Genomic DNA, 18,896 nt, shown 5'->3' on the forward strand with positions numbered 1-18,896 from the left:
CTCTCTCGTTTCTCTCTGCAAACTTCTATCCCCACTGGTTCCGGCCATGACACCTGTCTTCTCACAAACCGTCACTCTGGATGTCAAATCTCTGAATGACAGAGCCTCATCACGAACTCTCCGTCGTCGGTTCGTTCATTTCGTGAAAGTTGGCATGATTCTTGGCGTTGTCGTGGGAATGGTGACAACGCCAGGGCTGGCTCAGGAGCAGGAGTCATCGGGGGCACTACTGAAAGTTCAACCCGGACAAACCACTATCATCGATACGTCGGCGCTGGCGAAATCCCCGCACGACGTGATGACCGATCAGGATGGGAAGCCGATTCCCAAAGATCCTGTCACGGGCCAATTCACCATCTGGCCCAAAGAAGGGGTGGCTCCGTTTGAACTGATTGATCAGGACGGCAACAAGGTCACCAACGAGACGCTCAAAGGGAAGCCTTACGCGATTTCATTCATTTTCACCCAGTGTCGCGGCCCTTGTCCGATGGTCACAGGGGCCATGCGTGAACTGGCAGATCGTGTGGCCAAGCATGATGTGAATCTGGTTTCCCTTTCGATTGATCCCGAACGCGATACGCCCGAAGTTCTCCGTGAATACGCAAAAACGTTCGGAGCTGATACGTCGCGCTGGCATTTTCTGACCGGCCCACAACAGGCTGTTTTCCCCTTGATCATGGGAAGCTTCCTGATGCCGGTGGAAGAAGATAAAGGCCCCGAGCGAGAACTGGGGAATGAGTTCGTCCATACAACCAATGTCATGCTGGTGGATGCCGAAGGAAAAGTCCGTGGGAAATACACGTCGACCAATCCCGCCGAAATGGCCATCTTAAGGCGGCATCTGATCACGCTGGCCACTGGCGTTGAGCCTGCGCCACTTCCCGAAGAGAAAATGCTTCCGCTGGGCCGAAATGTCACTCTGTTAACACCCGAGGACAACCTTCCCCGATGGGTCGCCACGCTGCCAGCAATCAATGCCGCTCTGAACGGACTGGCGACATTAATGCTGATCGTGGGCTATCTGTTGATTAAAATGGGCCACCGTGAGGCTCATCGGCAGGTGATGCTTTCCGCCTTCATGACTTCCATTTTCTTCCTGGTCTGCTATCTGGCTTACCACTGGGGGCTACATACCTACACTGGTTCCAGCGGTCGTAAGTTCCAGGGTGTGGGGCTGATCCGTCCGATCTATTTTGCCATTCTGGTCACGCACGTCGCGCTGGCAGCCCTTGTGCCGGTACTGGCAATTATTACCATCAGCCGGGGACTGCGCGGTCAGTGGGAAAAACATCGTCAGATCGCAGTCATCACCTTTCCCATCTGGCTCTATGTCAGTGTGACAGGCGTGGTGATCTACTTCATGCTTTATCATCTGTTCCCAGGCGCCCCCGTGGCCTGAAGGCCGATGCCCGTCTGTTTTTTTATCTCCATTTTCATCCCACAAATTAAAGTTCTATGATGAGCGAACAGTGGATTTCCGACCGCCTGCGCCAAATTGATGCCTCGGGCATTCGTAAGGTATTTGATCTCGCAGCGACCATGAAAAATCCGATCAATCTGAGTATTGGTCAACCTCATTTTGATACTCACGAAAGCGTAAAGACGGCTCTCAAGGCGGCTGTCGATGCCGGACGGAATGTCTATAGCCAATCGCAGGGGATCAAACCTTTGCTGGAGGTTCTCAACGCCAGCATTCAGCAGGAATATCAGGATGCGAACCGGGAAGTTTTCGTCACCAGCGGCACCAGCGGCGGCCTGATGCTGACACTGATGACGCTGGTCAATCCGGGCGAAGAAGTCCTGATCTTTGACCCTTACTTCGTGATGTATAAGCACATCGTCACGCTCTGCGGTGGTGTCGCGAAATTGATCGATACCTACCCGGACTTCCGTATCGACCTGAATAAAGTCGAAGCGGCAATTACTCCTCAAACCAAAGTGATTATCTGCAATTCGCCGGGAAACCCCACAGGAGCCGTTGCCAGCGCTGCAGAATTGGAAGGGTTGGCCAAACTGGCGGCCCGCCACAATATTGCCCTGCTCAGTGACGAAATTTATCGCGCCTTTCAATACGACGAACCTTTCGTCAGCCCGGCGAAATGGAACCCGGACACCATAGTGATTGATGGTTTCAGCAAGTCTCATTCAATGACGGGCTTGCGTCTGGGGTTTGCACATGGGCCAAAGGCCATTATTCAACAGATGATCAAGCTCCAGCAGTTTACGTTTGTCTGTGCGCCGCAACCGGTGCAATGGGCGGGCGTTGAAGCCTGGACGACCGACGTTTTTGATCGTGTGGCGGATTACAAACGCAAACGGGATTACATGCTGAAGGAGTTGAGTCCCTACTTTGAAATCCATAGTGCTCAAGGAGCATTTTATCTCTTTGTTAAAGCCCCCTGGGGAACAGGCACCACGTTCGTTGCAGAAGCCATTCAAAATGAACTGCTCATCATTCCCGGCAATGTCTTCAGCCAGCGCGACACCCACTTCCGGATTTCTTTTGCCACGGATGACAAAACCCTCGAACGAGGCGTGGAAGTTCTGCTGCGCCTCGCCAAAAATCCGCCAGCGAGCACGTAATCGCATCTGGGCGTTTTATCTCGTGTGAGATGACAGGCTGTTTTTGTGCCGATTTCCGCTTTGGCGTTGGTATCCTGTAAGGGGAAAGCCATGGCTTGATGAAAGGGATCTCTTGTATGAGACCGCCACTTTCAGCAAGCCTGAATCGAACCCGCCGGGAGCGACAATCATGACCAAGACACCACCAGCATCGTCATCCACATTATCTCAGACGTCCACCGACGATTCATGCCACATGACCGGCCAAACGCTTCGAGCCAAAAAATGTGTCCCCTGTGAAGGAGGCGTGCCCCTGTTGACTCAAGCGGAGATTGCGACTGGTCTGGCAGCAACACCTCATTGGGAATTAGTTCCCACCGGCTTACAGATTCGTCGGTCATGGCGTGCCAAAAATTTTGTGCAAGCCATGGAACAATTGCAGCAGATCACGTCGCTGGCAGAGGAAGAAGGTCATCATCCCGATTTTCATCTGACCAACTACCGGGATGTGACGGTTGAAATCTGGACGCACGCCATTGGTGGTCTCTCTGAAAACGATTTCATCCTGGCCACGAAAATCGATCAGTTGATGGATAAAGCCTGAAACTCGCGACGAAGAATCATCCTCTCGCAGTTCTGCATCCCGGCAGTATGAGGGGTAAAACCATCGGGTGAATAAAGCCCCTCCACACACCACCAGCGGCATCCCTCGATTCAAAAAAGCTTGAAGAGAAAACCTGGGGCAAAGAACTCGGGTTGTGGGAAATTCTGTTTGGATTCATAGTTCTCAGGAAAGATCACTGATTCCTCAAGCCGGGAAACTCATTGATCATGACTCAAAAAATCCTGACGATATTGATTCCCTGAGCCGGATGAGACAATTCGGAAAGGTGTGCTCCGATGCGTTCTTATTTTCCACTCACTCTCAAGAGCTATGCAGCGTGTGCGCTGCTGCTGGTTCTCTGTGTGGTGGTTCGTACTGATTTTGCGATGGCGCAGGATGCGGCGCAGCCGGTCGTTCAAGCAACCGATCCTCCCACAGCCGACCCCGAGTCAGCACCCCGATCAGCCTTCTGGTGGATCATTGAAACATCTGGCTGGATCGGCTTTGCTCTGCTGGTGATCTCGCTTTATTTCGTTGCCAAAATCACCCAGTGCTTTCTGGAACTTCGCGAGTCAGTGATGATTTCTCCCGCTTTTCTGGCGAAGTGCAATCAGCACATTGCCAATCGTGAATTCTCGGCACTGCTCATTGCCGCAAAAGCGGAAGAGTCGGAAATTGGCCGAGTGCTGGCAACGGCCTTCTCCGGCTTATCGATCGGGATTGCCGAAGCCCGGGAAGCGGTGGATCGTGGGGCCGATACGTTAGCCGTAAACCTGGAAACCAAAATCAGCATGCTGGCGGTCATCGGGTCACTGGGGCCAATGATCGGTCTCCTGGGAACTCTGAAAGGGATGATTTCCAGCTTCAGCGTGATTGCTTTGTCTGACCAACAAATGAAGGCCAGTCAGGTGGCTGGCGGGATTTCAGAAGCGCTCATTCTGACCTTTGAAGGAGTCGCTCTTTCCGTTCCCGCAATCTACTTCTTTGCCTTCTTCCGAAACCGCGTCGCTAACCTGACAATGGCCGTTCAAAATACGGCTGACGATATCGTCAAACGTGTTTATCTGGCAGCAAAAAACTCGGCCTGAGCAAACTCCGCCCCTCTCTACCGCCTCACGATCTTGATTGTTTTAAGCCTCAAAGCATGGCTTTTCAGAACGGCATTGCCAACGATTGACCGGAGTTCTCCAGAAGACCTATTCCATGCCGATCCAGCGACACTCCCATGGTTCCGAGGGACAACTGGAACCCAATCTGACTCCGTTGCTGGATCTTGTCTTCCAGTTGATTACCTTTTTTATGCTGGTAATCAACTTCAAAGGAGCTGCGCTGGACATGAGCCTGAAGCTCCCGGTTCTTGGTTCTGCCAGGCCAATTGAATGGAAAAAGGGTGTTGAACCCATCGTCCTGAACCTGCGAGACGACGGAACCGTCCAGGTTTACGGCGAGATCGTCGACCCCGCCGAATTCTTCCCTTCACTCGCGCAGAAGAGGGATCAATCGGTTAAGCCGGGACAGCCGGCTGCTCGTTCGCCCGTCATCCTGCGGGCAGATCGCGATGTCCCATTTTTTCAAATTAACGACCTGATGACACTCTGTCGGGAAAACGGATTTCAGGATCTGGCCTTCAGCGCAACGGCCTCCGCCTTGCCTGCCCCCGCCCCCCAAGTTCAGCCTGCGGCTCTAGATTCCAACCAGCCTCTCGGGAAACTCCACCCATGAGGCACCGCAATCGCTTTTCCCATGGAAATGTCGAGCTGAATATGGCCGCCATGCTCGACATGGCCTTCCAGCTTCTGGCTTTCTTCATTCTGACGTTCGCACCGACACCGATTGAAGGGCAGTTTGCTCTTCGCTTGCCACCGCCTGTGGCACAAACCAGGCCAGAAAACCTGACAAACGTGGCCGATCCCGAAGAAGCACTGGAAAACCTCCAGGCCGTCCATCTTGGTTTATTGGCTGACGCAGAGGGCCAGCTTGCCGGGGTCACTCTGGAAGACCAGCCGGTCTTTATGGGACGATGGAATGCTCAGAATGCCGCCTTGCTCAAAGAACGGCTCCATGAAATTTTCGGAAACGAGGATTCCCCTTTCCATCAAGTACAAATTGCTTCTGATCGCACGCTTCACTACGGCGACCTGATGCAGGTGGTAGAAGTTGTCTCCCGGCAAAAACTGGGTTCCGGGAAACCACTTCAAGAAATTGGCTTCGTGGAGCGAAACCCCCACTAAGTTCGACTTCTCGACGACCCGGTCGAGTTCACACAGCCCGGTGCCGCGTGCGCATAACACAGGTCACGAACAAAACTCATCTCCACGGCATCGAATCGCCAGTTTTGAGCCACTTTTGCCAAGACTGCCGAGTGATACAGGAGGCTTCTCTCGTCAGGCCATTGTGTCAGATGCACGAGGCAAAGCGCAGAACGACGTCTTTCACTTCGTCAGGGTGAACTGAAAAGTGTTCTCACCTGATTGAACTTCCACTTTTTCCGGCCAGGTGACGGGAGGGCTGGGAACGGACGGAGCCGCATTGGGCCGATCAGAAACAGGGGGAGGAGGCAGTTCGATGGTCACCGTATGTAGGCCAAGTACGGCTCCGGATGTATTTGCGAGATATAGCAGAGAGAAGCTGCCATCGGCCTGAGTCGTGGCTGATGAAGGGCGTCCACCGGCCATGGGCAAGAACGAAACAACCGCTCCCGCGATAGGCTTATTATTCTTTGAAACCACACCGGTTACTGGTGCGAGTGGTGGCATCTTGCTTCCGCCGCCACACCCGGTAATCATCATCGCTCCCATAATGAGAGTGACATCAAAGAAATGGCGGAAACTAAGGACTGAAGAGGACATGATCTGTTCCGAATTGAATCCATGTATGAGATAAACGCGAGGTCGAACAAAAAGCTCCCGACGCCGAAGAAGGCATCAGGAGCTGCCAATTGAAAAGGATCACCGTTGTTTCTGGTGATGCGACACTCTGTTCTGACAGGTTGTTGGGCTTGACCGCAGGCTCGTTGGCCTGCTCGTGGCATTTGTTCAACCTGTAAAAATCAGGATTGAAGCTCCACGAGTGCATTATCAAAGCTTAAAAGCGGAGTTGAACAGATTGTTAAGTCCGACAACGGAGGACGTTGCGGCGACATCAACCCGAAGACAAAGCCGTGACACGGCATTAGAACTCGCCGACAACAGCGGCGTCGCTCTTGCCCATCAGAGCCATGAAAGTTCGGTTGAAATCGATGTTTTGCGAGAGAAACCGCACACCGCCATCCCCCAGAAGAACATGGGCACCACCCGTGTGGGCTGAACGCAGGGCACCATTATTGACGATGGAGAGACACTGCCACCAGTTGGTGTTGATCGTGTCATTGATGGGCACTCGTGGAATCACCAGATTGTGAGTGACCTCGTCGCTGTTATTGGCCGTGCCAGAAAAACGACCAGAGGACATCATGCCGCCACTGTAGACGCCAGTTGTCGCTCCATAACCGCAGGATGAGTTATAGGCAAACCCGACAGCTTGAATACTGGGCCGGACATCCCACTGATCACCGGCCGCCGAACGTAAGAAGTTGGAGACTTCCCCCACCATGACGGTGTTCGACATACCATCGGTCACATCAGAAAATCGCACTGCTCCACGAGCACCTGTCCAATAAGTTGTGGCATTCACCACATGCGTGATGATCCCGGAATCATTTTTGATGCCGTTCCCTTCAACGGCAGGCGAAGTGAGGGTCGTTGTCCCGGGAACATAGAATGCCCCGGAAATTCCGGCATAGTCAGCAACCTGAAACGGATACGGCCCTGTCGCACCGGCAGTCGTGGTTCCGGCGCTGGGAGTGGCGTTGTAAGTGATCGGCAAAGGGCTACTCGGGCAATTTATGCCGGGAACGCGAAGCCGGGAAGTGATCGACCAGTTGAGGTTAGGCCCCCCGTCCGAGCGATTATCGAAATCTGTTCCCGCAAATGTGAGGGAGTTGTAGGCAGCCGCCTGGTCTACCTGAGGCAACAGAGCACAAAGCCATGACCGCTGGGAATAGTTCTGGCTATTTTTACGCAAGTTTGAAGGAAAACAGCCGTGAACATCAGCGTAGTTGTGAATTGCCAGACCCAGTTGTTTGAGGTTATTGCGGCATTGGGTACGGCGAGCGGCTTCTCGAGCCTGCTGCACGGCCGGAAGGAGCAGCGCAATCAAAATCGCAATGATCGCAATAACAACCAGTAATTCGATCAGGGTAAATCCTCGACGCAGTGAACGAGCAGATAAAAACATACAGGCACTCCACGAAAACAAAAGGAGAAAAAAGGGATTCGGAAGACACTTCCAAGCAAGGAGCATGCCATTTTGTTTTTGAATGCACAATAAAAAATAACCGATTTTTCAATCATATTGCCGTATCTTATTTACTAATATATCATTGCGTCGATATTCACATTTACAGATTTGTGCAAAAAACAACACACACATAACCATAAGCACGAATCACCTCAGGGGTCTCTCTCCGAAATCCAACCAACTCAATAATTTTTCCTGCCAATACAACGCACAATAATTGCACAGGCATGCTCGGTTTTTCGGCGATTTGAATTACGCGTGTGGGCGAAATGTGGCAGGCAATCAACCAGGGGACTTGTTCCCGCGACACCCGTGCGAAGCGGCTTATAACCCTGAATTTAGCAATTGCAGTTCGATAGAAGTTCTGCCATCGATGCCTCCGCGATCACCGCTTTGAGAAGATCAATCGGCTTTGCCTGAAGATCAGTGAGCACAACAGGGGCGCTATCATCGGGTAAAGAATGAAGAGGCGACTCACCGGCCAATGATTCAAGGAACTTGCCAGTCTCTGGTTCCACCGGTGGTTTTAGCCCGGATTTCTCACAGCGCAGCATAAACGAGACGCCTGGATTTGCGTAAAGTGTTGTTACCACACAACTCACCACGCCAGCACAAGGACGTCTCGTCATGACAGAGTGTAACACGCAGCAGCTGCTCTTTCAGCACCACGATCGCCGGGAAGTGGTCGCTGATTTTGACGGCGGGAAGATCACTTCCGATGCCGGGGGGCTCTTACTCCGCGAAGTCGAAGAGCGGTTCGGCATCGTCCGCCAGTTGGCCGGGTGTTTCACCGATCATCGCGATGAAGAACTCATTGAATTCACCGTGGAAGAACTCCTGCTCCAGCGGGTGATGGGGCTGGCTTTGGGGTATGAAGACCTCAACGATCACGAACAACTTCGCCATGATCCTCTCCTGGCGCTGCTCTGTGGACGAAAGGATATCACTGGCCACAATCGCCTCCATCCACAAGATCACGGCAAGCCGCTGGCGGGCAAGAGCACGCTCAACCGGCTGGAACTCACACCGCCCGGAGCCAGTGCGAAAAGTCGCTACAAGAAGATTGTCGCCAGCATCGACCAGTTGCAGGAAACGCTGGTCGATATCTTCATTCGGATGAAGGCCAAACTGTGCGTACCGCCAGAACTGATTCTCGACTTCGACGCCACAGACAACCCCATTCACGGCGATCAGCTTGGCAAGTTCTTTCACGGGTACTACCAGAATTATTGCTACCTGCCGCTGTACTGTTTTTGTGATGGCTGGCCGCTCCTGGCCTTACTCAAACCCTCGAATATCGACGCCTGTGCGGGCACCGTGGAGGTCTTGGCGAAGATCGTTCCCAAGCTGCGTGCTGCCTGGCCTCAGGTGCGGATCATTGTGCGTGGCGACAGCGGCTTCTGTCGCGAAGCGATCCTGCACTGGTGTGAACAAAACCGCGTGGATTATGTCTTCGGCCTGGCCAAGAACAAGAGATTGCTGAACATCATCGGGAAAGAATTGCACGAGGCGCAAGCTCTGTTCGAGCAGACTCAGGCCTCTTCCCGGGTGTTCAAAGACTTTGAGTATCGCACCCGGAAAAGCTGGTCGCAGGCCCGCCGGGTGGTGGGCAAGGCTGAGCACTTATCGAAAGGGAGCAACCCCCGGTTCGTGGTGACGAGTCTGCCGGAAAGACGCATGGCTGCCCGGCCGCTATACGAGGATCTGTATTGTGCTCGCGGCGAGATGGAGAACCGGATTAAAGAACAGCAGTTGTTCCTGTTCGCCGACCGCACGAGTACCCACGCCATGCGCAGTAATCAGTTGCGGGTGCTGTTCTCGACCATGGCGTATGTACTGCATAAAGCGCTCAAGGAGTTCGGCCTGAAAGGCACGTCGCTGGCGACAGCTCAAGTCAACACGATTCGGGCCAGGCTGCTCAAGATCGGTGGACGCATCAGCGTGAGTGTGCGACGGGTGGTGCTGTCGTTGTCGCAGGCGTATCCGTATCAGGCGCTGTTCCGAGAGATCCTTGGCAACCTCCGGCGTCAGGAACGGACACCTCTGCGAGTGTAACCAGCCTATGGCTCAGAAATCGGGAGTTTGCCAAGTCCTCTTCGGTCGAAGACCTGTTTCGACAGCGAAGAGCGGGGAGAAGTTCTGCGCTGAGCAGAGTAAAAAACCATGAACCCGCCGGAAATCCGTTGCAATTCCGCTCCGCGATCACGAAATCCCCAACGATCGGCCCCCACCAGCCCTCCAACCGATTACCAACCAGCAAAAAAACACCACCCCCACGCCCTGGTGAGATATCCGGGTTAGGGAGTGATTTGCCATGAGTCTCTTCCTCTGAGCGGTCATCAAGGAGCTTGTTCTTTCAACTCGCCCCGTGACAACTCCGCAGGAAAGACTTGTTGACCAGAACTTGTGGTGCCCTTATTTCTCCACGAAATGAGGCTTGACCTCATCCGGCTGGCGGCCCACACCCACGAGAGGAATGGTGTTTTCAAACAGACGACCCGGTGTGCTCTCGCCAGGAATTGGAAGAAATGGGAGTTGATTTCAACGATTCATCAGCCAAGGCATAAGTCCAGGCCAGACGGCGGCTCGTTGAAGGATCTTCCGGGCTTGCCACCGGCAGATCGACGAAAACCAGCGTGCGGTGATACATCGCCCGCTGGCCATTACGAACGGCGTCATAGCCTGGAAAATCTTCGACTGCATCAAGCACCGGCCACGCCTTTTCCGGGTGAAGAATCTGCACCATCTCACCGGGAACAACACCTGAGTTCAGCGCGTTTTCCGAATTCATCGCCGGCAGCTTGAGAGCAGGAAACGTCCCCAGATTGACCAGTTGACCGCGAACCTGTCCATTACCAACAGAAAGACAGCCGACCTCATCCAGAAAACATCGCCGGCATTCTCCCGCCATCAAGGTGCCATAGATGAACAGGTCAGCCACATGACTCATCGGCTCCCCGGTTTCCGCCACACGGCGCAGTCGCTCAGTCCATATTCCTTGAGAGAATACATCATTCAAACAGAAGTCGTCATAACCTTTCAGCACCACATCAACGTAAGAGGCATGCGGCTTAACAAAAAGTTTCCGATGGAGCGGATTGGCTCCATAAGTTTCCACCGTCTGTAACAAACCGGCCTCGTCAATGACGGTCACAGGGAACCGCTCGTACAGGCCAGTTCCCGAAGTATTCACCCCTTCTTTGCGGTCAATCGCTTCCCACGCAACGTGATCCATTTCATAGAGCATGCCGGGAACGACGCTTCCCACCAGCGGCTGGATATCAAGCACACCTCCTTGTCGACGAGAAGAGTGTATGCTGAAGGCCAGCCGATGATCAGGAAGCCAGGCTCTCCCCACCGGTCTCATCTGGCCAAGCGGTCGCTGTTGCTCATGCGACCAGATTGCCAGATCCGCAAGATTGAGGTTTGAACCATAGGCAAAGTAAAGGGGAGCCATCATCAGTCCTCATTCACTCCTCTGAATTCATTTCGAGATCCATGTCCAGAACACTTAAGCCGGTCTCACTTGAGCGCCGCCAGATGGTGCGGCAACTTACCAGTTTTTCAGCAGTCCCTCAGGTGAACCGCAGGCTGTTTGTCATTGTCCGGAGAGAGGAAAAGCATTTACTGACATCAATTTTCTCAGCTTACGAATCCTAAGTCATTGTAACATCTTGAGTTGAGAAACAATTTCTGGATCAGCATGAGTCACCCTTGGCTGCCTTGCGAGGCGTAGGGCACTTGGAATACCATTCTCACTGACAACTCAGGGCGGAAGAGGATTTTCTTGATCGTTTTCGCTGCTCCTGAAGTGCGTTTGGCGATGTAGCTCAGTCGGTTAGAGCAGCGGCTTCATAAGCCGTGTGTCGTGGGTTCGAGTCCCTCCATCGCCATTGTTCTATCCCGGTATGAGTGACGTTGCCTCTTATCTTGAGTGTGCGCACTGACGGGGTTTTCTGCGACAATCCCTGGTTCTGCTGCAACAACCATTGGGCCTGACAAAAACAGCCAGCTGACGATCAGTCGATCATCAGCTGGCTGTTTTTTTGGACGGGATCGATCAGGTAAATAACTCGAGCGATTTAGCGGGCAACTGGCCCGACATATTTCGCATCACCAAAGCCCAGCAGCGGGATGAAGACGAATGGCAGGAGAATGATTCCAATCGCCCACGCCACGTCTTTTCCAAAGGCTTTTGCAAGATCAATACAGACAATCACGCTGAAAATGATGTTCACGCATGGGATGAGCATCAGCAGTATCCACCAAATGGGGCGCCCCACAATTTCCAGTAGCACGATCCCGTTATAGATCGGAATAATCGCTGCCCAACCGGGCTTGCCCGCTTTAACGAAGACCTTCCAGAGGCCAATAATCATTAAGACGAGAATGACCAGGTAAACCAGCGAAAAGACCATTCCAACTGCCGCCGCGGCTTCTTGCCCCCCCGCGTCGTTTTGTGCCAACAAAGCGAAATTCAGATCAAACATGCTTCAGCCCTTTCATGCGTGGTGAACAAATTTCCTGCATCTATCGCGGCAAGCTACTCACCAAACTCTTTTTGGTCAAACCCCTTTGTGCAGCATGAAAATTTGCTCCTCGGTTTCGCTAAATTTCGTCAGCCCGGCAACATCCGCCCGGTGGGCTTTGATCATCCGGAAGATGAAATCGAAGCGGAGGATTTGTGGCCATTTGTCAACATCAAATATTTGATGAATGCCTACTTTTTTCTGGCAATTGCAATGACTCTCAAGCATTCTCAATAGTGCTTAATGTGGTTCCATAATGTACAGATTCGTCGATCGTGTCAGCTTCCTGACGCAGGTCGTCGCCGTAGTAGAAAGCGATGGAACCGAAAACGACATCAGGGCAAAGCGTCACAATCCAGTGAAAAACAGCTCTGAACTAAACGAAAGGAGGGGGATGCGTTGAACGGAAGCGACTCAGCACGGGCGAGTAGCCATCGCATATTATTGAACAGTCTGCTTCGTTGGACGCTGTTGCCTTCGGGCGAGCGGACATTACAGACAGACCAGGTCTGGATGGCGATGCGAGCCTGCCAGAAATCCTGGCAAGCGGAAATCGTCCGCGTCACTGCCATTGCCGCAAAGGATGATCAATCACATCCGGCAGAGTTGGCAGCCCACATTCTCATAACTGATGCCGTGCTGCGTGTCTGGGCAGCCACCACATTGGCCGATCATCAGTCAGCGATGACCGACGATCTGATCGCGGTCGAGCGACTGATTGTCTCCTCATGGAGATCGCAGCAACAATTGATGACCTGGACGTATCGAACCCTCCAAAATCAAATGGAACAGGCGAATTCTGACGATTTTGTCGCCGATGTCCTGCCAGAGACTCGAAAACTGACCTTTACGCAGGTGAATCATTACCGCCAGCAACTTGAACGCTGGACAGACGTTATGATCGCCAACTCCTCGAAGAAACGGGAAACGGCGATTGATTGGGGTTATGACGGTGAACGTGTAGATGATTTTGCCGACAGTCTGGAGAGACAGGGAAGCCGACTATCATCGATTCTCCAGGCAGGATGGGAGCAGTTCATTGCCTCTATCGCGATCCCCTCGGGAGAACTTTCAATTCCGCTCCGCGGACTCGGTCACTCGCTAGGTGGTGATAAAGAAAAAACACAATCCATTAAGAGGAAAGGGATTGTGACGCAAGCTCTCAGTCGCCTCTATGAGATCCCTGCCCCCCACCTCCCAGCCGGCAACAGGGATTGAGGCATCTGTTTGAATCGCCATTGATCGGAGGGGAATAACTGCTCTTTCACAACAGGGTCAACCAAATCTGCCGTTGCCGCCTGTCCACTTCTCACAGATTTCACAAGAGAAGTGACCGTTTTCCTGATGACGAACGACTCCCAAGTCAGATATGATGCAATTGGCATTCAGATTGCTAAGGGAATGTGTGTCGCAGAAGGTGACATTCTGTCGTAAAAATGCCATGCTTCTGTCGGGATGAATGCGCGGAGCATTCGGTGAAAGATCTGTGGATTTCTTGAATCAATACCAATTTCCACTGTCACAGCGAATCCTGATGCGCTAGAACTTAATATGGTGCCAAGGCGGGCAACTCGGAGTTTTGACCTGTTGGCTTAAGGTAATGCCATGCCGGCTTTCCTGATTCCACTCGACCAAGGCGGTTCTGTCGTTCCGCTCGAGAAAGCGATTGTTCTTGTCGGTCGTCAGGCCGATTGTGACGTTGTCTTGACGCACAGCCGCAAAGTGTCCCGAAAACACTGCTGCTTTGCTCAGGTCAACGATCGCTGGATCATTCGTGATCTGGGCAGCACGAATGGCGTCGCGATTAACGGCGCTCGCATTCGCAAAGAGCATCGCCTGCGATTGGGCGACGAAGTGATGATCGGGGACGTGCGGTTCAAGCTGCACAATCGCCCGCAACTGGTTGATCACAAACAAGTGCAGACAGCCGGCCTCATCCCGTCTCCATTGCGTGCGTCTGCAACATCACCAGTCAGTTCGGAACTCCCGCTGTCGATGCCTGAGAGTGATGTCGAAATCACGAATTTCGCAGAAAATCTCCATCCCACGCCTCGCGGCCCCTCTCTCCCGAAGAAATCTCGCGACGACAAGTCGCTTCCCCCGCTTGAAGTCGATTCTCCACCCCTCTTCAATGATCTGTTTGCTCAAAATGATCATGGTGAAGATTCAGGAATCGATCTACCCGGCAACCGCCCCAAGCGGCGCGATGATAGCCGGGAAATGATGGCCGTCGGTTCGGACAGCTTTGGTTAATTTTGATTGGTGGATGCCTCTCCAAACCCCGGTTCTGTCCAGTCACGGTTTTATCTTGGGGCTTAACGATGCAGTAGTCCCCAGCGAGACTAAGCTTGGCAATCCGGAACTACTCCCTCTCCCGCCTGCGGGAGAGGGCCGGGGTGAGGGTCTGATGAACCAGCCGTGTTTCCAAAGCCAATACCAATCCCCTCATCCGGCCTGCGGCCACCTTCTCCCTCAGGGAGAAGGATTTGAGCGTTTTCGGATAGCCTCTAAGCCTGACAATCCTGATTCGACCAATCCTGTTCAAGCATCAGATAATCTGTTGTTTCCCAGCCCAGCTTTTTATAAACCGCCTGCGCCACCGCATTGTCCCGCTCGACATAGAGTCGCAATCCGATGCAATGCGGTGATGACCTGGCCGCTTCGCTCACGGCATTGAAAAGCTCGCGGAAAACACCCTGCTGGCGGTATTCCGGCACGACATAAACGCTCTGAACCCACCAGAAATCACCATTGCGCCAGTCACTCCATTCGCGCGTGCACATCAACTGCCCAACCACTTCCCCCTCAGGTCTCTGAGCCACGAAGTAGTCTCCTCGTGCGGGTTCTCCAATCATTCGCTGAACTCCCTGTTTGAGCCTTTCAGGGTCAAGCAGACGCGATTCAGACTCCCTGGCCATGGCCAAATTAAAACGAACGATCACTTCCGTATCGGCAGGGACAGCCCGCCGCACTTCAAGGGAGCCGCATCCCGCGTTCATTGCTAAGTCCTTTTTTTCCAGAGTTTAACGCCTATCGGATATCACAAAACTCACCCTGTTTTCAAAGTCGACCAAAATTACCCATCCATTCTAATTGTTAATCTTTCAGCATATCTGCCAAACGGTCAACCGCAGTGGCAGAAACTGCCGATACATCCTCCGTCAACCTCAATAGCGGCGACACTGGTCTGTGCTTCCCAGTCGTCCGTCTTCATTCTTAATCAACGGAGATGTGATTGTGTATATGTCTGAACAAGGTAAATTACGGGCCATGGAACAGCAGATTCAGGATCAGCAACGGCTGGCATGGGCCATGTTGATTGTGGGAGTGGTGGCAGGTCTGGCCGGAATGCACTTTCTGGTCGCGCGCCCCATGCAACTGGAAGTCGGGTCTCTGAAGCGGAGCCTGCAAACCGTCCAAAGCCAGGTCGAAACTCTGACAAACGAATCCGTCGACACCGGATACACGACCAGCCTGCTGACAGAACTCAAGGCACAGCGTGAACACCTGACAGCGGCCAAACTGGCTCTTCGTCAGTGGAATGAACTTCACAGCTCTGTGATGACAGAATCTCGTCAATTTGATGCGGCTCACCACAGCCTCTCACAATTGACCTCACTAACCAATGAACTGGCTGGATTGGCTCCTGTGACTAAAGAAGCTCAGGTCGCTTTCCAGCAGGGAGCCACCCTCCAGAACGATATGGTGCAACTGGGCCGCAACACGTCAGCGGCCGCAGGCGTGCTGGAACGCTATGAATCCATCCAGAATTGGACAATCGCACAAAAAGACCAATTGGTAGCCACTGAAGGCGTGTTAAAAAAGCAGGCTCGATTAAATCAGGATCTCATTTCTCAGAGTGAGCAGCTTGAGAAGTCACAAGTGATCGCTCAGGAAGTCGCCCAGTTGAACACCGGTTTGCTCGATGCCGCCAGCCAGATTGATGTGGCACAGCGAATCAGCACGACTCTCATCGACCTTGAGTCAACAATTGCGAATCTCCCCGTTTCCGGCGAAACATCCCTGAAAGAAGCTCAGCGTCTGGTGGCTGTTTCCAGAAAAATCCATGAACTGGAGACCCTCACCCAAGCGGAAACCAACGCCGAACGATTGGATCGTCTCTCCGGTGAAATGGCCGGCCGCACCGAATTGCTGGCAGATGCTGCGGAAAACCTGGAATTGATCACCGATTTCGAGCTGGAAATCGGTCGTCATGTTCAAAGCCTGGGTGCCATGCGTCAACAGTTTATCGAATTTGCCAGCCTTGAAAAATCGGTGACGGAATCACTCCAAATTCTGTCTCCTCTCCTGGAATTGGGCAACCTGAAGCGATTGGAAGGCGATGATCTGCGAGCTGTGGCCCGCACCATCCTGCGTCAACGCTCAGGCCAGCCATCAACCGCCATTGCCAACCAGGAGCGTGCCCCACTCAAAGGAATTGCCACAACCGTTGGAGCAGAAAGCAAACTCAACGGTAACCAGACCGAACTGGTTCCTGCCAATAACGTCGAGTAGACAGTCAATCGACTTTTCCATGAATCTGCTGAATGGCTCTGATGACGCCGAACAGCAATGCAAGTATTGATACGTTATTTCGATCAACAAGATCCAGAGGCTCCCGTCTCTGGATCTTGTTTTTAATCCATCACTCAAGTTCGCCTTTTCCACTTTCAACAGAGGAGATTACTGGCCTCTACGGCAATGCGCGCTCTGCCGCAGGGCTACGGCTTGACCCCACGTCATGCGCTCGCGACACTTCTAAACAGATAAGAACAGAGAAGAGTCGTGATCGCATGCCGGGCATTTCATCCCCAGACAACATGACAATTTGAAAATGTTCCGGGAATCATACCGTAACTCACTGTGGTGAATTCGGTTGCACACATAAGTCCAGTTTTCCTTCGCATCAGCTCAGGCAGTCCATGTTCGACCAGCGTAACATTCGTAATTTCTCGATCATCGCCCACATCGATCACGGCAAGAGCACCCTCGCGGATCAACTCCTGCTCAAGAGCGGGGCCATCACACAACGAGAATTCCGTGAGCAGATCCTTGATGATCTCGATGTCGAACGAGAACGCGGCATCACCGTCAAAGCACGGGCCGTGGCTATTCGCTATCAATTCGAGGGGCAGGAATACGAGATCAACCTGATCGACACTCCCGGCCACGTGGACTTTCACTACGAAGTCTCCCGGAGCCTGGCGGCATGCGAAGGGGCGCTCCTGGTGGTTGACGCCTTTCAAGGTGTCCAGGCTCAGACCGTCGCCAATGCTTATGCAGCCATTGGCTGCGATCTGGAAATTGTTCCCGTTCTCAACAAGATCGACTTACCCGTCACACGTATTCCTGAAGTGATGGAAGAAATCGAGACCGTGGTGGGCCTCGATACAACCGATGCCCTGAAGGTTTCCGCCAAAGCCGGCATCGGTATTGAAGACGTCTTTCGTGCAATTATTGAACGGATCCCCGCTCCCAAAGGGAAGCCGGAAGATCCTTTGCGGGCACTCGTCTTCGATAGTAAATACGATCACTATCGCGGCGTGATTACCTATATCCGCGTTAAAGAAGGAACGATTGCTAAAGGCCAGAAGATCTACTTCATGAAGGCGGCCACCGCCCATGAAATTCTTGAAATTGGCCAGTTCCGCCCGCATATGCTTCCCTGTGAAGAGTTGGGGCCTGGGCAGGTCGGTTACATCATTACTGGCATTAAAGTGCTGGGCAACGTCCACGTGGGCGATACCGTCTGCGATTTTCTCCGCCGTCCTTCGGGGCCGCTGCCAGGGTATGAAATTCCACAGCAGATGGTCTTCTGCGGGATGTATCCCATCGATGCTTCAGACTTCGAGCACTTGCGCGAAGAACTGGGGCGCATGAGCCTCAACGACGCCAGCTTCAGCTTTGCCGCCGATACCAGCGAGGCTCTCGGCTTCGGTTTCCGCTGCGGGTTTCTGGGGATGCTCCATATGGAGATCATCCAGCAGCGACTCGAAAAAGAAGCCAACGTCGACCTGATCCAGACGGCTCCCAACGTCACCTATCAAATCCTTCGCACGAACGGCGAAGAAACCTTTATCGATAACCCGCAGGAAGTCCCTGATGCGGGCTTTGTGCAGGAATTCCGCGAGCCGATCGCGAAGGTCGCCTTCATTCTGCCCAGCGACAAGATCGGCGTCGTCATGCAGATGTGTGCTGACCGCCGAGGCGTCTATATCACCACCGAGTTCCTCGGCCCGCAACGTGCCCAATTGGTCTGGGAGTTGCCGCTGGCAGAAATCGTATTCGATATGTACGACAAGCTGAAAAGTATTACTCAGGGCTATGGGACAATGAACTACGAGGTGATTGGCTATCGAGCCGCTGACCTCGTAAAAATGGACATCCTTGTGAAAGGAGAGCGTGTCGACGCTCTCTCAACCATCGTCCACCGTTCACAGGCCGAACGCCGCGGTCGGTCACTCTGCAAAAGGCTCAAGGAAGAGATCTCACGACATCAGTTCGAGATCCCCATTCAGGCCGCTGTGGGTGCCCGCATTATTGCCCGTGAAACCATCTCCGCCGTGCGTAAAGATGTGACCGCCAAATGCTACGGCGGTGACATCAGCCGTAAGCGCAAACTGCTGGAAAAGCAGAAAGAGGGCAAGAAGCGCATGAAACAATTCGGCGCCGTGGAAATCCCACAAAAGGCCTTCCTGACAGTGCTGGACACAGGAAACGACGATTAACCCCCGTCGCTTCCTCCGCTTTTTGATGAATTCCTGCTGCATTTGCAGACCGGACAAAAAGTGCAAATCTGTCTGGTTATTCCGGAAATGTTGTAATTCTTGGCGAATTCCCCAGGCGTAGCAGGCAATCGGGCT

Annotated in this window: 18 protein-coding genes and 1 tRNA gene; 13 read left to right on the forward strand and 6 right to left on the reverse strand. The window is 53.0% G+C overall.

What is annotated here, in order from left to right:
• Nucleotides 1–46 precede the first annotated feature (46 nt).
• The 6 genes from SH287x_RS15555 (at nt 47) to SH287x_RS15580 (ending at nt 5,397) form a co-directional block, all read left to right on the forward strand.
• Nucleotides 47–1,399, forward strand: coding sequence for a DUF420 domain-containing protein (locus tag SH287x_RS15555; protein ID WP_479515297.1), 1,353 nt, complete (start codon nt 47–49; stop codon nt 1,397–1,399).
• A 59-nt stretch (nt 1,400–1,458) separates the two neighbouring features.
• Entirely contained in the window at nt 1,459–2,583 is a 1,125-nt protein-coding gene (locus SH287x_RS15560) for a pyridoxal phosphate-dependent aminotransferase (RefSeq protein ID WP_479518714.1), read from the forward strand.
• 169 nt (nt 2,584–2,752) lie between these two features.
• On the forward strand, nt 2,753–3,166 hold the full coding sequence (locus tag SH287x_RS15565) for a 4a-hydroxytetrahydrobiopterin dehydratase (RefSeq protein WP_479515299.1): 414 nt from the start codon (nt 2,753–2,755) through the stop codon (nt 3,164–3,166).
• A gap of 296 nt (nt 3,167–3,462) precedes the next feature.
• Nucleotides 3,463–4,254: a MotA/TolQ/ExbB proton channel family protein gene (locus tag SH287x_RS15570; protein ID WP_479515301.1), complete on the forward strand. Its 792-nt coding sequence runs from the start codon at nt 3,463–3,465 to the stop codon at nt 4,252–4,254.
• 115 nt (nt 4,255–4,369) lie between these two features.
• A complete protein-coding gene (locus SH287x_RS15575) occupies nt 4,370–4,888 on the forward strand; it encodes an ExbD/TolR family protein (protein ID WP_479515303.1) in 519 nt (172 codons plus the stop codon).
• Nucleotides 4,885–5,397, forward strand: coding sequence for an ExbD/TolR family protein (locus tag SH287x_RS15580; protein WP_479515305.1), 513 nt, complete (start codon nt 4,885–4,887; stop codon nt 5,395–5,397). The genes SH287x_RS15575 and SH287x_RS15580 overlap by 4 nt, the downstream gene beginning before the upstream one ends.
• A gap of 201 nt (nt 5,398–5,598) precedes the next feature.
• On the opposite strand, the gene SH287x_RS15585 is transcribed toward SH287x_RS15580, so the two are convergent.
• From SH287x_RS15585 to SH287x_RS15595, 3 genes are all read right to left on the reverse strand, one after another.
• Complete coding sequence (locus SH287x_RS15585; protein WP_479515306.1) at nt 5,599–6,015, reverse strand: carboxypeptidase-like regulatory domain-containing protein; 417 nt, start codon at nt 6,013–6,015, stop codon at nt 5,599–5,601.
• Nucleotides 6,016–6,337: 322 nt separating this feature from the next.
• Complete coding sequence (locus SH287x_RS15590) at nt 6,338–7,441, reverse strand: DUF1559 domain-containing protein (RefSeq protein WP_479515308.1); 1,104 nt, start codon at nt 7,439–7,441, stop codon at nt 6,338–6,340.
• A gap of 401 nt (nt 7,442–7,842) precedes the next feature.
• Nucleotides 7,843–8,058, reverse strand: coding sequence for a hypothetical protein (locus SH287x_RS15595; RefSeq protein WP_479515309.1), 216 nt, complete (start codon nt 8,056–8,058; stop codon nt 7,843–7,845).
• A gap of 73 nt (nt 8,059–8,131) precedes the next feature.
• Here SH287x_RS15595 and SH287x_RS15600 point away from each other — a divergent pair, with 73 nt between their 5' ends.
• Complete coding sequence (locus SH287x_RS15600) at nt 8,132–9,559, forward strand: IS1380 family transposase (protein ID WP_479514981.1); 1,428 nt, start codon at nt 8,132–8,134, stop codon at nt 9,557–9,559.
• A 430-nt stretch (nt 9,560–9,989) separates the two neighbouring features.
• On the opposite strand, the gene SH287x_RS15605 is transcribed toward SH287x_RS15600, so the two are convergent.
• Nucleotides 9,990–10,964 carry a gamma-glutamylcyclotransferase gene (locus SH287x_RS15605; RefSeq protein ID WP_479515310.1) on the reverse strand — a complete coding sequence of 325 codons (975 nt, stop codon included), beginning with the start codon at nt 10,962–10,964 and terminating at the stop codon, nt 9,990–9,992.
• A 359-nt stretch (nt 10,965–11,323) separates the two neighbouring features.
• Between SH287x_RS15605 and SH287x_RS15610 the strand changes: the two genes are divergently transcribed.
• Nucleotides 11,324–11,397 (forward strand) — tRNA-Met (locus SH287x_RS15610).
• A 189-nt stretch (nt 11,398–11,586) separates the two neighbouring features.
• On the opposite strand, the gene SH287x_RS15615 is transcribed toward SH287x_RS15610, so the two are convergent.
• Nucleotides 11,587–11,994, reverse strand: a complete 408-nt coding sequence (locus SH287x_RS15615; protein ID WP_479515311.1) for a DUF5684 domain-containing protein — start codon at nt 11,992–11,994, stop codon at nt 11,587–11,589.
• Between the two features lie 18 nt (nt 11,995–12,012).
• On the opposite strand from SH287x_RS15615, the gene SH287x_RS15620 reads away from it, so the two are divergent.
• The 3 genes from SH287x_RS15620 to SH287x_RS15630 all read left to right on the forward strand — a co-directional run bounded on the left by SH287x_RS15620 (nt 12,013) and on the right by SH287x_RS15630 (nt 14,286).
• Entirely contained in the window at nt 12,013–12,270 is a 258-nt protein-coding gene (locus SH287x_RS15620; RefSeq protein WP_479515312.1) for a hypothetical protein, read from the forward strand.
• A 162-nt stretch (nt 12,271–12,432) separates the two neighbouring features.
• The gene (locus SH287x_RS15625) at nt 12,433–13,251 is read left to right on the forward strand and encodes a hypothetical protein (protein ID WP_479515313.1); all 819 of its coding nucleotides are present in this window, start codon (nt 12,433–12,435) and stop codon (nt 13,249–13,251) included.
• A gap of 387 nt (nt 13,252–13,638) precedes the next feature.
• The gene (locus SH287x_RS15630) at nt 13,639–14,286 is read left to right on the forward strand and encodes an FHA domain-containing protein (protein WP_479515314.1); all 648 of its coding nucleotides are present in this window, start codon (nt 13,639–13,641) and stop codon (nt 14,284–14,286) included.
• Nucleotides 14,287–14,540: 254 nt separating this feature from the next.
• On the opposite strand, the gene SH287x_RS15635 is transcribed toward SH287x_RS15630, so the two are convergent.
• Nucleotides 14,541–15,032 (reverse strand): GNAT family N-acetyltransferase, encoded by a 492-nt coding sequence (locus SH287x_RS15635; RefSeq protein WP_479515315.1) that lies wholly within the window; start codon nt 15,030–15,032, stop codon nt 14,541–14,543.
• Nucleotides 15,033–15,303: 271 nt separating this feature from the next.
• On the opposite strand from SH287x_RS15635, the gene SH287x_RS15640 reads away from it, so the two are divergent.
• Both SH287x_RS15640 and lepA read left to right on the forward strand, forming a co-directional pair.
• Nucleotides 15,304–16,548, forward strand: a complete 1,245-nt coding sequence (locus tag SH287x_RS15640) for a hypothetical protein (protein ID WP_479515316.1) — start codon at nt 15,304–15,306, stop codon at nt 16,546–16,548.
• A 407-nt stretch (nt 16,549–16,955) separates the two neighbouring features.
• Nucleotides 16,956–18,761: a translation elongation factor 4 gene (gene lepA, locus SH287x_RS15645; protein ID WP_479515317.1), complete on the forward strand. Its 1,806-nt coding sequence runs from the start codon at nt 16,956–16,958 to the stop codon at nt 18,759–18,761.
• Nucleotides 18,762–18,896 lie beyond the last annotated feature (135 nt).

Source organism: Planctopirus sp. SH287 (assembly GCF_056500625.1).

Bases quoted from the DNA above. Each gene is read 5' to 3' on its own strand.
- SH287x_RS15630 (WP_479515314.1), top strand. From the start codon at position 13,639: ATGCCGGCTTTCCTGATTCCACTCGACCAAGGCGGTTCTGTCGTTCCG.
- SH287x_RS15585 (WP_479515306.1), bottom strand. From the start codon at position 6,015: ATGTCCTCTTCAGTCCTTAGTTTCCGCCATTTCTTTGATGTCACTCTC.
- SH287x_RS15640 (WP_479515316.1), top strand. From the start codon at position 15,304: ATGGAACAGCAGATTCAGGATCAGCAACGGCTGGCATGGGCCATGTTG.
- SH287x_RS15605 (WP_479515310.1), bottom strand. From the start codon at position 10,964: ATGATGGCTCCCCTTTACTTTGCCTATGGTTCAAACCTCAATCTTGCG.
- SH287x_RS15570 (WP_479515301.1), top strand. From the start codon at position 3,463: ATGCGTTCTTATTTTCCACTCACTCTCAAGAGCTATGCAGCGTGTGCG.
- SH287x_RS15595 (WP_479515309.1), bottom strand. From the start codon at position 8,058: ATGCTGCGCTGTGAGAAATCCGGGCTAAAACCACCGGTGGAACCAGAG.
- SH287x_RS15560 (WP_479518714.1), top strand. From the start codon at position 1,459: ATGAGCGAACAGTGGATTTCCGACCGCCTGCGCCAAATTGATGCCTCG.
- SH287x_RS15590 (WP_479515308.1), bottom strand. From the start codon at position 7,441: ATGTTTTTATCTGCTCGTTCACTGCGTCGAGGATTTACCCTGATCGAA.
- SH287x_RS15575 (WP_479515303.1), top strand. From the start codon at position 4,370: ATGCCGATCCAGCGACACTCCCATGGTTCCGAGGGACAACTGGAACCC.
- SH287x_RS15580 (WP_479515305.1), top strand. From the start codon at position 4,885: ATGAGGCACCGCAATCGCTTTTCCCATGGAAATGTCGAGCTGAATATG.
- SH287x_RS15555 (WP_479515297.1), top strand. From the start codon at position 47: ATGACACCTGTCTTCTCACAAACCGTCACTCTGGATGTCAAATCTCTG.
- SH287x_RS15635 (WP_479515315.1), bottom strand. From the start codon at position 15,032: ATGAACGCGGGATGCGGCTCCCTTGAAGTGCGGCGGGCTGTCCCTGCC.
- SH287x_RS15600 (WP_479514981.1), top strand. From the start codon at position 8,132: ATGACAGAGTGTAACACGCAGCAGCTGCTCTTTCAGCACCACGATCGC.
- lepA (WP_479515317.1), top strand. From the start codon at position 16,956: ATGTTCGACCAGCGTAACATTCGTAATTTCTCGATCATCGCCCACATC.
- SH287x_RS15565 (WP_479515299.1), top strand. From the start codon at position 2,753: ATGACCAAGACACCACCAGCATCGTCATCCACATTATCTCAGACGTCC.
- SH287x_RS15615 (WP_479515311.1), bottom strand. From the start codon at position 11,994: ATGTTTGATCTGAATTTCGCTTTGTTGGCACAAAACGACGCGGGGGGG.